8 protein-coding genes and 2 rRNA genes are annotated in these 13,433 nt (G+C 48.5%); 3 read left to right on the top strand and 7 right to left on the bottom strand.

Going from position 1 to position 13,433, the window contains the following annotated elements:
• The 4 genes from LQ777_RS00155 to LQ777_RS00140 all read right to left on the bottom strand — a co-directional run bounded on the left by LQ777_RS00155 (nucleotide 1) and on the right by LQ777_RS00140 (nucleotide 3,131).
• Nucleotides 1–654 carry a hypothetical protein gene (locus tag LQ777_RS00155; RefSeq protein WP_232560501.1) on the bottom strand — a complete coding sequence of 218 codons (654 nt, stop codon included), beginning with the start codon at nucleotides 652–654 and terminating at the stop codon, nucleotides 1–3.
• 11 nt (nucleotides 655–665) lie between these two features.
• Nucleotides 666–1,388, bottom strand: a complete 723-nt coding sequence (gene hisA, locus LQ777_RS00150) for a 1-(5-phosphoribosyl)-5-[(5-phosphoribosylamino)methylideneamino]imidazole-4-carboxamide isomerase (protein ID WP_232560500.1) — start codon at nucleotides 1,386–1,388, stop codon at nucleotides 666–668.
• A 62-nt stretch (nucleotides 1,389–1,450) separates the two neighbouring features.
• A complete protein-coding gene (hisH, locus tag LQ777_RS00145) occupies nucleotides 1,451–2,038 on the bottom strand; it encodes an imidazole glycerol phosphate synthase subunit HisH (RefSeq protein ID WP_232560499.1) in 588 nt (195 codons plus the stop codon).
• A gap of 181 nt (nucleotides 2,039–2,219) precedes the next feature.
• Nucleotides 2,220–3,131 carry a DUF72 domain-containing protein gene (locus LQ777_RS00140; protein WP_232560498.1) on the bottom strand — a complete coding sequence of 304 codons (912 nt, stop codon included), beginning with the start codon at nucleotides 3,129–3,131 and terminating at the stop codon, nucleotides 2,220–2,222.
• A gap of 162 nt (nucleotides 3,132–3,293) precedes the next feature.
• On the opposite strand from LQ777_RS00140, the gene LQ777_RS00135 reads away from it, so the two are divergent.
• Both LQ777_RS00135 and LQ777_RS00130 read left to right on the top strand, forming a co-directional pair.
• Entirely contained in the window at nucleotides 3,294–5,945 is a 2,652-nt protein-coding gene (locus LQ777_RS00135) for a valine--tRNA ligase (RefSeq protein ID WP_232560497.1), read from the top strand.
• Nucleotides 5,946–6,132: 187 nt separating this feature from the next.
• A complete protein-coding gene (locus LQ777_RS00130; protein WP_232560496.1) occupies nucleotides 6,133–6,651 on the top strand; it encodes a D-glycero-alpha-D-manno-heptose-1,7-bisphosphate 7-phosphatase in 519 nt (172 codons plus the stop codon).
• A gap of 333 nt (nucleotides 6,652–6,984) precedes the next feature.
• Here LQ777_RS00130 and LQ777_RS00125 read toward each other — a convergent pair whose 3' ends face one another.
• A complete protein-coding gene (locus LQ777_RS00125; protein WP_232560495.1) occupies nucleotides 6,985–8,469 on the bottom strand; it encodes a type III PLP-dependent enzyme domain-containing protein in 1,485 nt (494 codons plus the stop codon).
• A 244-nt stretch (nucleotides 8,470–8,713) separates the two neighbouring features.
• Between LQ777_RS00125 and LQ777_RS00120 the strand changes: the two genes are divergently transcribed.
• On the top strand, nucleotides 8,714–10,105 hold the full coding sequence (locus LQ777_RS00120) for a UDP-N-acetylmuramate--L-alanine ligase (protein WP_232560494.1): 1,392 nt from the start codon (nucleotides 8,714–8,716) through the stop codon (nucleotides 10,103–10,105).
• A 252-nt stretch (nucleotides 10,106–10,357) separates the two neighbouring features.
• On the opposite strand, the gene rrf is transcribed toward LQ777_RS00120, so the two are convergent.
• Nucleotides 10,358–10,468, bottom strand: a 5S ribosomal RNA gene (gene rrf / locus LQ777_RS00115).
• Between the two features lie 121 nt (nucleotides 10,469–10,589).
• A 23S ribosomal RNA gene (locus LQ777_RS00110) occupies nucleotides 10,590–13,423 on the bottom strand.
• Nucleotides 13,424–13,433 lie beyond the last annotated feature (10 nt).

The following is a 13,433-nucleotide window of genomic DNA, read 5'->3' as shown; positions in this document are numbered from 1 at the left end:
CTATTGAGTCGATTGGAAAGCGGGTGCCAGATCATGCAGGATGGCGACGACGTTACACAACTCTATAATTTCGGGTTTTTCTTTCACGTAGCCCAGCGGATTGCTGTATTCGTAGTCATGGTAGCTATCCTTGCCGAACACCTGAAAATAGTAGCCTTCACCATCTCCAATGATTATCCATTTGTTTCGTTTCCTTTTTGCTTTGACGCTAACCGTCCCATCCGGTTCGATTACATTCCAGGTCGAGTCCTTCTCCGGTTTCGGAAACAGCTGATCACGCAACGCAGTCATATCGGGTAACGTCAAGATATTGTGTTGCAGTAGCTTTTGCCAAAGCTCAACGGTAACGGGTCTATTGGAGTTGAACTCCGTAGCATGTTTAAATTCATGCTTATTCCACAGGATGATGGATTTAGTTACCGTAAACGTTTCCTTCCGCTTGATTAGTCGGTAAAGCATTTGCGCGTCTCCGTACTGCAATGACTGCCGATTCCAGATACGCACTTCGTAGTCACCTTCTTTCAGCTTTGGCTTTTTAAGTCGCATTTCGTCCGCCAGCTTTTGAAAACGACGCTGCCGCGTCGAGTCAGCCGAAGCGCGCAGACAGTTGGTTGATACCAGAAAAGCCAGGATCAGAAAGAAAGTACGACGCATATCAAATTCAGCTATTGGGCCGAAAAAAGACTTAATTCCTTCAGGCTTACCCGTCCTTCGTAAATCGCTTTCCCGACGATAACGCCAAAAACGTTCATATCGGCCAGCGTTTCAATATCAGCCATGTTGCTGACACCACCGCTGGCAATGATTTTCAGATCGGGAAAGCGATCCTGTAGGTTTCGGTATAAGTCGAACGAAGGCCCCTGCAATAATCCATCCTTGGCGACATCGGTACTAATCACGTACTTGATGCCTTTCTCAACCCACTTTTCAACGAAATCATACACCCATACTTCGGTTGACTCTTCCCAGCCGCTCACAGCAATCTTTTCGTTTTTGGCATCCGCTCCCAAAATGATCGCTTCCGAGCCGTGCCGGGAAAGCCAGCGCTCCATCAGATCCGGATTTTTTACGGCTATGCTACCACCCGTAACCTGTTTAGCACCACATTCGAACACGATCCGTAAATCATCGTCGGATTGAACTCCGCCCCCGAAATCGACGTGCAGCCGCGTTTTCGACGCAATTTGTTCTAATACTTTCCAGTTGATAACGCGTTTCTCCTTGGCCCCGTCAAGATCGACTAAGTGTAAGCGGGTCAGGCCAGCGTCTTCAAACTGCTGAGCCACTTCAAACGGGCGAGCGTTGTATTCTTTTTTCTGGTTGTAATCGCCCTGCGTCAAGCGAACAGCCTTACCTTCGATGAGGTCTATAGCGGGAATGATATGCATAAGTAACGCGGACATCCTGTCCGCAGAGAAAGAGCAATAAACGGGCGAACAGGATGTTCGTGTTATAATGTCAAAAAGTTTTCCAATAGGCGCTGGCCGACGTCTCCGCTGATTTCGGCGTGGAACTGAGCCGCGTAAAAATTATCGCGGTGCAGCATGGCGCTGAACGGACGCACGTAATCGCAAACGGCGGTCGTTTCCGGACAAACGTCGGCGGCATAGCTATGAACGAAATACACATAAGCGTTTTCGGCTAGCCCTTCTGTCAAGGGACCCTGCAAGGTATGGATACTGTTCCATCCGGTATGTGGCACTTTAAAACCGGGTTCTGCCGGAAACCGCCGAACATCGATATCGAAGATACCCATGCAGGTCGTATCGTTTTCTTCCGAATAACGGCACATGAGCTGCATACCGACGCAGGTTCCTAAAACAGGCTGTTTCAAGGACGGAATCAGCTTATCCAGTCCTCGTTCACGCAAGTAGGCCATAGCGGTACTCGCTTCGCCGACACCCGGAAAGATAACCTTATCCGCCGAACGAATTTCCGCTTCATCATCCGTCAGGAGGTAGTTTGCTCCCAGCCGATCCAGCGCGTACATCACCGACTGAACATTACCTGCGTTGTATTTAATTATGACAGTTTTCATACGTAAAAAAAGCCCGGCTCATTGGCAGAACCGGGCTTTGTATCTTGTGGGAATCAGGATTTTCTCTCCGAAAGCACAAACACGAGCGTCTCGTTCTGCTGCGTTACCGCTCAGAATGATGATGCCGATGTATTGCGATTGCTAAAGTCATAGAGCAAAAATAATGGGTCGGTCTGGTAAATCAAAACAAACTGCCCTGTACGACCTTGGGTTGTAAAACGGGTTCGCGCAGGTTTAAGCCGCAATGCTTGTTCAGTTCCCGAGTCCAATAAAGAATTAGCTCAGGTGCGGTGTCGTTTTCGGCACCGCCGTGAATAAACAGATAAGCCGTTTGCAATCCTTTCTCAAACCAGGTTTTAAGCCGTTGTATCCAGGCATCGGTACGTACATAATCGGTTTGGTGCCCCTCGTTTGCGATAAATCGAAGTGTCAAAACGGGGCTACTCAGTCCCATATGCAACACATCGCGCCGACCGGCTACGTCTGTGATGACCACATGTCGACGCAACACATAAAGCCGTTCAAGGGTTTGCTGCCACAAGGCGGCTTTACTGAACCAATCCGGGTGGCGAAACTCAACAGCTACGTCCAGTTCGTCGGGTAAGCTCTTTAGGTACGCTTCTAATATCGGCCATTTGTCAGGTCCGAATGACGGCGGTAATTGCAGAAACGTCATTCCCAAGAACTCTTCGAGCCCCAATACGGCATTGACAAACTCTTCGGTTAAGGTTTCGCTGGCGATTAATTGCCGCTCATGACTGATAGCCTGGGGAAACTTAGGGCAGTAGGTAAACCCTTGGGTTGCCTCGGCCTTCCATTTATCAATCATGTTCATTGTTGGAATCTGATAGTGCGTCAGGTTCAGTTCAATCGTATTGAACTGCCGGGTGTAGTAATGCAGGAAGTCACGCTCCTTCGCGTTGGACGGGTACACTTTACCTACATAGTCTTTATTGGCCCAGATAGGTCCGCCAATAAAGACGTTGGGCCGTTGAGTAGGTTCTACCCCTGCCCAGACCCGGGCGTTGAAAGCCGATCCGGGTGGTAAGGTTAAATTGACGGCGTCAAGGTTATGTATTTTTCCGAATTCCATAAATGACTGATGAAGTGTTACGTTAAAACGGCTAAAGACGGCCTTTCGTTTTTTCACCCTATTCAATTTAACTAATTTTGCTTTTTATCGGTAATACCGCTCCTTTTCTATTCATCTTCTGTTTGTTAGTTGGTAGGAATTTTTCCGGTTTCGACTGTTTCTATGATTTCAAAAACATACACCCCCCAGGACATTGAAGAAAAGTGGTATCAATACTGGCTTGATAACCAACTTTTTAAATCTACTCCCGACGAACGTGAGCCCTACACCATTGTCATTCCTCCACCGAACGTAACGGGGGTGCTGCACATGGGGCACATGCTCAACAATACGATTCAGGATGTTCTGATCCGTAAAGCCCGCATGGAGGGTAAAAATGCCTGCTGGGTACCCGGTACCGACCACGCGAGTATTGCTACCGAGGCTAAAGTGGTGGCTATGCTCAAGGAGCGAGGCATTAACAAGCATGATCTCACCCGCGAGCAATTTCTGGAATACGCCTGGGAATGGACGCACAAATACGGCGGCATCATTCTTAAGCAACTCCGAAAACTTGGTGCTTCCTGCGACTGGGACCGTACGCGCTTTACGATGGAACCAGCGCTTTATGAGTCAGTTATCGACACATTTGTTGACCTCTACAACAAAGGAAAAATCTACCGGGGTGTCCGGATGGTCAACTGGGACCCACAGGGATTGACCGCCGTTTCGGATGAAGAAGTTGTCACCAAAGAAGTTCAGCAGAAGCTGGTTTACATTCGGTACGACATAGCCGGAAGCGTAGGGCAGGATTCGATCACCATTGCTACGGTTCGTCCCGAAACGATCATGGCTGATGCAGCGATCGCGGTCAATCCGAACGACGAACGCTATAAGCACCTGCACGGTAAGAAAGCAATCATTCCGCTTATCAATCGCGAGATTCCAATTATCACGGATGAGTACGTCACGATGGATTTTGGCACGGGTGGCTTAAAAGTTACGCCCGCTCATGACCCAAATGACTATACGTTGGGTATCAAGCACAACCTGCCAACGCTCGACATTCTGAACGATGACGGAACACTGAACGAGAAAGCACAGATTTTGGTTGGTCAGGACCGTTTTGCGGCTCGGAAAGCAATTATCAAGCTACTCGACGAATCGGGGAACCTGGTAAAAGCCGAGGAGTATAAATCGAACGTTGGTTTTTCGGAACGCACGAATGCCGTCATTGAGCCAAAGCTGTCGTTGCAGTGGTTCCTGAAGATGGACGAGTTGTCGAAGCCTGCGTTCGAAAACGTGATGAACGACACCGTTCAGCTTCATCCGTCGAAGTTCAAGAATATGTACCGTTCCTGGATGGAAAACCCACACGACTGGTGTATTAGCCGCCAATTGTGGTGGGGGCAGCGGATTCCGGCCTTTTACATGCAGGACGGCACCGTAATCGTTGCCCGAAACAAACACGAGGCTCTGGAAAAAGTACAGCACGAGAAATTGCTGTTCGCCATGACCGAGGCCGATCTGACACAGGATGAAGACGTGTTGGACACCTGGTTCTCGTCGTGGCTCTGGCCGATGTCGGTTTTCAAGCCGTCGGGCAATCCGGATGATCCTAAAGCTGGACCGCAGGATCTGGATTACTATTACCCAACCAACACGCTTGTTACGGGTTTTGACATTATCTTCTTCTGGGTAGCCCGGATGATTATTGCGGGTTACGAATACAAAAGTGAGCAGCCTTTCAAGGACGTTTACTTTACAGGTATGGTTCGGGATAAGCTGGGCCGGAAAATGTCGAAACAACTCGGTAACTCACCCGACCCGCTTGACCTTATCGAAAAGTATGGGGCTGATGGAGTCCGGACTGGAATGCTGTTCAGTTCAGCGGCTGGGAATGATTTGCTGTTCGACGAAAAACTGGTGGAGCAGGGCCGGAATTTCAGCAACAAGATCTGGAATGCTTTCCGATTGGTTAAAGGCTGGACGGTGACTGACCAAGTAAATCAGGCTACTACGAACAGCAATAACTTAGCTATCCGTTGGTTTGAGTCAAAATTGAGTTTGACACTTACCGAAATTGAAGATCATTTCAGCAAATTCCGGATCTCGGACGCGTTGCAGGCTATCTACAAGCTTATCTGGGATGATTTCTGTTCGCAGTACCTGGAGTTGATCAAGCCAGGTTTTGAGCAACCAATTGACCGCGTCACGTACGATTCCACGATTAATTTCTTTGAACGGTTGATGGCTTTAGCTCATCCATTTATGCCGTTCATTACCGAAGAAATCTGGCAGGAGATTCGTGAACGGCAGACTGGCGATAGCATTTGCGTTGCTCCTTTTCCGAAAGCAGCGACGGCTGACAACCAGATTCTGGCTGATTTTGACACGTTGTTTGACGTAATCACAAACATCCGGAATATTCGCAACGCCAAGCAGATTTCGCCTAAGACCGAATTACCCGTATCGATCAAGACGGTAACGCCCGAACGCTTCCAGACGCTTGAGCCGCTGATACAGAAAATGGCCAACGTTTCGACGATTAGCTACGTCAACGAGAAAGCAGCTGGTTTGTCATTCCTGATCAAAGGCGATGAGTTTTTTGTCGATATCGCTGGCGAAATTGACGTTGAACAGGAGGTTGCTGCTACGCGCAAAGAGTTGGAGTATAACGTTGGCTTCCGGGAATCGACGCTTAAAAAGCTTTCGAACGAACGGTTTGTTGCTAATGCTAAGCTTGACGTCGTTGAACGGGAGCGGCAAAAGCTTGCTGATGCCGAAGCCAAAATTCAAGCGTTAGAGCAACGCCTTCAGGACTTAGGTGCCTGATTGATCTGAAGTGGGCCGATGCAGAAATTTTTTTCAGTTGCTCGACCGAGCCAGAAACGACTTTCTGCATCGGCTTAAATGGGAAAGAACATGTTCCCATTTAGTAAAACATACAAACAACCAAACCGACAATACAATTATTTCGTTGAATAGTTGTATTATTGTCTAAAACAAACCGTCAATCTTTATGAATAAGTGTGTTTTTCTGGACAGAGACGGCGTTCTAAATGAAGACCGGACTGACTACGTTTATCGTGTTGAGGATTTTATCATACCCGATGGCGTACCAGAAGCACTGCGCTCATTGAAAGATGCAGGTTACCTACTTATTGTAATTACAAACCAGGCAGGCATTGCGAAAGGGCTTTATACCCGTGATGATGTCATGGCCTGTTATAATTACTTGCAGGAGCAGTGCGGCCAGCTTATCGATGATATCTATTATTGTCCTCATCACCCAAATTACGACTCGGAATCGTTGACACGGAAGCCAGGCTCACTCTTGCTTGAAAAGGCCATGGCCAAGTACAATATCATTCCTGATGAGTCATGGATGATTGGTGATGCTTTACGGGACATGCAGGCTGGTAAACGGGTAGGTGTTCGTACCGTCCGCATCGCTCACGAACCAGATCAATCGCCGGAATGCGACGGTAGTGCGACTAATCTGCTTGAAGCATCCCGATTTGTGTTGGGTCTTGCCTAACAAAAGCCCTCTGGAGCAGTCAACGTCCAGAGGGCTTTTATTTGTTTTCACTAAGCTTCTTCTACACACGTACCTGCGTTGGCGCGGCTTTCTGCACACTACCATAGGCTGGGCAGTTGGCCCTACGAGCGCATGACCCGAGCGATAAAGTCGCTAGCACAGCGCCTAAAATGAGTAGTCTTTTCATGAAATATTGCTACGTTTTGCTTACAATTTCAGATTGTTAAACGAAAATAATACCAAAAGTGGTATATTCGTCTAACTTCTTTATTGTTTGGTTGACTTTGTCTAACGAGCCTGCTACAGTTCGCAGCAGACTCATTAAACGTAAAACTACAGGTTATCTTCTTTCAGCAGCTCGGCTTCTACTTCCCGCTCTTCGGCGGCCTCGGTTGCTTCCAGCTCGGTCATACCCGGCTCTGCTCCGCCATAACCCAGAATTTTCAGCATCACTTCGCTATTCTGTTCAGGGGCAAACAAGCGGGACCGCAGGTTACCTTCTTCATCTTTATCAATGATTACATGCTGCGGGGCAGGAATCAGGCAGTGCTGAATTCCACCATAACCTCCCAACGACTCCTGATATGCTCCGGTGTGGAACAAACCAATGTACTGATCTTCCGAATCCTGATTAAAGATAGGTAAGTACAGATCGGCACTATGCGCTTCGGTATTATAAAAGTCGTGCGAATCGCAGGTCAAACCGCCCAGGTTTACTTTCTGGTACGGATTGTCCCAGTTATTCACCGACAGCATGATATACTTCTGTCCGAGTCCCCACGAGTCAGGAAGCTGCGTAATAAACGAGCCATCGATCATGTACCACAGCTCTTTGTCGTTCTGTAGCTTCTGGTCGATGACTTTATAAATCACCGCTCCGCTTTCGCCTACCGTATACGAGCCAAATTCCGTGAAGATATGGGGGACTGGTACGTTATTTTTGTTACAAATCCACTGAATGCTCTCCACAATCTGGTCGATCATGGCCTGGTAATCATATGTGAACTGGAACGACGTTTGGATAGGCATTCCACCGCCGATATCAATCGAATCGAGATCAGGGCACACCTTCCGTAGTTCACAGTATTTGTACATAAACCGGCTCAGCTCACTCCAATAGTAGGCACTATCTTTAATACCTGTATTGATAAAGAAGTGCAGCATCTTGAGCTTGAACTTCTCGTTCGGCTGAATTTTACTGCGATACAACTCGTTGACATCGCTGTATCGGATGCCCAGACGGGATGTGTAGAACGCAAAATTTGGCTCTTCGTCCGTAGCGATCCGGATGCCAAAATTGACGCTATCTGCCGTTATCGAGTTTTCGTAAGCCTCGATCTCTTTTAGATTGTCGAGAACAGGCACACAGTTGAACCCATCATTGATCAGTTCACTAATATACTGAGTATACAAAGGCCGTTTATAGCCGTTGCAAATGATGTATGTACTTTTCGAAACCTTACCCATCTTATACAATTCCCGAATAATAGGAATATCATAAGCAGATGAGGATTCGAGATGGATATTATTTTTCAGTGCTTCCTCGAGCACAAACCGAAAATGGGATGACTTCGTACAGTAGCAGTAGGTATAGCTCCCTTTGTAATTATACCGCTTCATGGCATTTCTGAACAGCAACTTAGCGTGTTCGATATGCTCGGTGATTTTCGGCAAATACGTTAATTTGAGGGGCGTTCCATACTGTTTGATAATGTCCATCAATGGTACATTGTTGAACATCAATTCATTATTCTCAACATTGAATTCCCGCGTCGGAAACTCAAATGTCTGGTCGATCAGGTCATAATAAGTCTTCATCCCTAGCTTCGGCGCATAAAATGGGGTTTGTGTTTCTCAAAAACAGGCGCGAATTTGGGTTCTAAAATCGGGCTTTCCAAGTACTATCCATTCGCAAGATAGTCAACGAAAATGCCGCGAGTTTGATTCGAATAACGATAAAATTTAATAGTGGGCAAATCGGCTTTCCTGGCCGTTCGTTCTCCTTCTTGCATCAAACCAAAAAGAAACCCTACTTTTGCCGCTCGACACTGACTTTTTTCGAATGCCCAAGGCTATCCATTTCATCTCAATTGGTGGTAGTGCAATGCACAATCTCGCTTTAGCGCTCCAGCAACAAGGTTTTACAATTACTGGCTCCGACGATGAAATCTATGACCCGTCTAGAACCCGACTACAGCAGCATAGTCTTCTACCGGCTACGGCTGGCTGGTTTCCGGAAAAAATTCACACGGGCTTAGACGCGGTCATCATTGGTATGCACGCTCGTCGGGATAATCCGGAATTAGTCAGGGCGCAGGAATTAGGTTTGTCGATTTATTCCTATCCGGAATTTCTTTACCAGCAATGTCAGCAGAAACAACGCGTGGTTATCGCTGGAAGTCATGGTAAGACGACCATCACTGCTATGATTTTGCATTCCTTGGCGTTTCATAATCGAGCTTTTGACTATCTGGTAGGTGAGCAGATCGAAGGTTTCGAGACTATGGCTAAGCTTACACCAGAGGCACCTGTCATTATTATTGAAGGGGATGAGTATGCTTCTTCGCCAATCGATCCACGTCCTAAGTTTTTGCATTATCAACCGCATATCGCCCTGATTAATGGAATAGCCTGGGATCATGTAAATATTTACCCTTCCTGGGAATCGTACGTCGACCAATTTGAATTGCTGGCTGAAGCAATGCCTAAAGCAGGTATCTTGATTTTTGATGAATCAGATAATATGCTCGATGTAATTGGACAGAAAGAACGAACCGACATTACAAAAATACCCTATCAGGCCCATCTTAGCGAAGTAAGGAATGGCCAAACCTATTTGATTACCAAACAAGGAACAAAAATACCGGTCTCCTTCTTTGGCGAGCACAACATGAAGAATGTTACTGGTGCGATGACTGTTTGTGATCGTATTGGCATTACAGAGGATCAATTCTACGCAGCAATTCAAACGTTTAAGCCAGTAGCTTTACGACTACAAAAAATAGCCGAAACCTCGGTACCTAATTCAGTCAACAGAATCAGTTTTCACGACTTTGCTCATTCACCAGCCAAGGTTGAAGCGTCAACAGAAGCAGTTAAGCATCAGTACCCAAATCAACGCTTGTTGGCTATTGTAGAACTTCATACGGTAAGCAGCTTAAGCAAAACCTTTCTAGATGAATACAAAGGTACAGTAGATGCCGCCGACCAAGTTGTTGTCTACTTCAACGCCGACACGCAGGCTTACTTAAATTCGGCTAGTCCTATACGTCCAGAGGATGTTATAAACGCCTTCGGACATACAAACTTAAAAGTCTTTACAGAACTCGAAGCTTTAAAAGAATACGTGTTAGCTCAAGTCAGCACAGTTGATATTCTTTTGTTTATGAGTTCAGGTGTGTTCGACGGATTGGATATAAAGGCGATCAGCGAAAAGTTAATACAAGCCTCATAAAGCGAATCGCTCTGTGGACTATTTCCTATTCGCACTAGATTATCATTCGCTCAATAGGGCGATTTAATTCTATTTGGCTATATCTAGTTGATGCTCAAGCGCGGCTTTTCTACTGCTTTCAAAACATCAACTAGGTATAGCCAACCGTTTACCCGTTTTACCTGTGGGAGTGCCCACAGCTTAATAATTGAATAGGCTTTAATAGCAAAAGGCCGCTAGCTTCCGCTAACGGCCTTTCCCCTCAATATCACCAGGTGGCACCTTCCTACTCTCCCGCTTGTGACAGCAGTACCATCGGCAGTACGGGGCTTAACGGCTCTGTTCGAAATGGAAGAGGTGTTCACCCGCCTTAACCGCACCAACCTGTTGAACTCGTCGAGCTTGCGCTCAAAGTCTTTATGTCTTTATGGCGTTGTCTTTGTCCCCACAGAAAGAAACAAACAATTCAATACACACATTTCCACACATTCCATTTGCAGCAACAACAATCACGCGTCCGGGCTCATTAGTACGACTCAGCTCTATGCATCTCTGCACCTACACCTGTCGCCTATCAACGTAGTCGTCTCCTACGACCCTTTATACCGGATGACTCATCTCGGGGCCAGTTTCGCACTTAGATGCCTTCAGCGCTTATCTGTTCCCAACGTAGCTACTCGGCCGTGCCTGCGGCCAAACAACCGATCCGCCAGCGGTTGGTCCATCCCGGTCCTCTCGTACTAAGGACAGACCCCCTCAGTCATCCAACGCCCACCACAGATAGGGACCGAACTGTCTCACGACGTTCTGAACCCAGCTCGCGTGCCACTTTAATCGGCGAACAGCCGAACCCTTGGAACCTTCTCCAGCCCCAGGATGTGACGAGCCGACATCGAGGTGCCAAACCTCCCCGTCGATGTGAGCTCTTGGGGGAGATCAGCCTGTTATCCCCGGCGTACCTTTTATCCTTTGAGCGATGGCCCTTCCATGCGGAACCACCGGATCACTATACCCGACTTTCGTCCCAGATCGGCCTGTTTGCCTCACTGTCAAGCTTGCTTTTGCTATTGCACTCCGCTGCCGATTACCGTCCGGCATGAGCAAACCTTGGGAAACCTCCGTTACCCTTTCGGAGGTGACCACCCCAGTCAAACTACCCACCAAACACGGTCCCTAAGTCTAGGTTAGACCGCCAGTCAGCCAAGGGCGGTATTTCAAGGTTGATTCCACGATGCCTGGCGACACCGCTTCGCAATCTCCCGCCTATCCTACACATGCCTGACCGGCGATCAATGTTAAGCTGTAGTAAAGGTGCACGGGGTCTTTCCGTCCCGTGGCGGGTAAGCGGCATCTTCACCGCTACTACAATTTCACCGAACTCATGGTTGAGACAGTGCCCAGATCGTTACACCATTCGTGCAGGTCGGAACTTACCCGACAAGGAATTTCGCTACCTTAGGACCGTTATAGTTACGGCCGCCGTTTACTGGGGCTTCAGTTCAAACCTTCGTCTTGCGACTAAGCTCCCCCCTTAACCTTCCAGCACCGGGCAGGTGTCAGACCCTATGCGTCAACTTTCATTTTGGCAGAGTCCTGTGTTTTTGGTAAACAGTCGCCTGGGCCTCTTCTCTGCAGCCTCCCATCGCTGGGTAGGCCCCCCTTATCCCGAAGTTACAGGGTCATCTTGCCGAGTTCCTTAACCATGATTCTTTCGCGCACCTTAGAATATTCTTCCCAGCTACCTGTGTCGGTTTACGGTACGGGTATCCATACGCTTGACGCCAAACCACTTTTCTTGGAAGCCCCTTCAGTTCTTCGACTCAGCCGAAGCCTCATCTCAACGCCCACTTCCGTCCGGACGTAGAACCCCCGGCACTCCGTCATGGTTTGACCTGCATAGATAGTTTGGGACTATTAACCCAATTCCCTTCAGGTCCCGCCTTTCAGCTACCCCTTAGACCCCGACTAACCCTCCGATGACTGCCATCGCGGAGGAAACCTTAGCTTTTCGGTGTGAGGAGTTCTCATCCTCATTCTCGTTACTTATGCCTACATTTGCTTTTCTAACCGCTCCACCAAAGCTCACGCTTCAACTTCACCGCTGTTAGAATGCTCTCCTACCACACTGTACTCATGTACAGGTCCATACCTTCGGTGGTGTGCTTGATGCCCGTTTATTATCGACGCCCGCCCCGCTCGACCAGTGAGCTGTTACGCACTCTTTAAAGGAATGGCTGCTTCCAAGCCAACCTCCTGGCTGTCTCAGCAGCCGGACCGCCTTTGTTCAACTTAGCACACACTTGGGGACCTTAGATGATGGTCTGGGTTGTTCCCCTCTCGGACTTGGACCTTAGCACCCAAGCCCTCACTGCCCAGCACCCCCTTTAGCATTCGGAGTTCATCAGAAGTTGGTAGGATGTGACTCCCCCGCATCCTGTTGGTCGCTCTACCTCTAAAGTGGTAACACTGAACGCTGTTCCTAAAAACATTTCGGAGAGTACGAGCTATTTCTCAGTTTGATTGGCCTTTCACCCCTACCCGCAGCTCATCCGGAAGCTTTTCAACGCTTATCGGTTCGGTCCTCCACGGTGTGTTACCACCCCTTCAACCTGGCCACGGGTAGATCACCAAGTTTCGCGTCTACCCCCACTGACTCGACGCCCTGTTCAGACTCGCTTTCGCTTCGGCTGCGTACGTCCACGTACTTAACCTCGCCAGTGACGGTAACTCGTAGGCTCATTATGCAAAAGGCACGCCGTCACTCCACACTGGGAGCTCCGACCGCTTGTAAGCGCCTGGTTTCAGGGTCTATTTCACCCGGGTACTCCCCGTGCTTTTCACCGTTCCCTCACGGTACTCTCCACTATCGGTCTTCTGGTCGTATTTAGCCTTACCGGATGGTGCCGGCCGATTCAGAGGGGATTTCTCCGGTCCCCCCCTACTCAGGATCCCCAACCCACCAACGCACTGACCCGTACGGGACTCTCACCCTCTGTGGTTGACCTTCCCAGATCATTTCAGTTCGCTTGTTGGCTTGATGTCGGGTCCTACTACCCCGCCTACGCCGTAACGCAGATGGTTTGGGCTGTTCCGCTTTCGCTCGCCACTACTGACGGAATCACGACTTGTTTTCTCTTCCTGCGGGTACTTAGATGTTTCAGTTCTCCGCGTTCGCCCCTCCAAGGAGGTACTATCTCTTCAAGATAGTGGGTTGCCCCATTCGGATACCTGTGGATCAGCCCCTGCCAGCGGGTCCCCACAGCGTTTCGTCGCTTGCCACGTCCTTCATCGCCACCAGAAGCCATAGGCATCCCCCAGGCGCCCTTTTGCTGCGTGATTGCACGCTACA

It is taken from the genome of Spirosoma oryzicola, from assembly GCF_021233055.1.
Taxonomy (GTDB): domain Bacteria; phylum Bacteroidota; class Bacteroidia; order Cytophagales; family Spirosomataceae; genus Spirosoma; species Spirosoma oryzicola.
The sequence above is the reverse complement of the archived record's forward strand: the minus strand, read 5'-3'. Positions and strand labels throughout refer to the sequence as shown.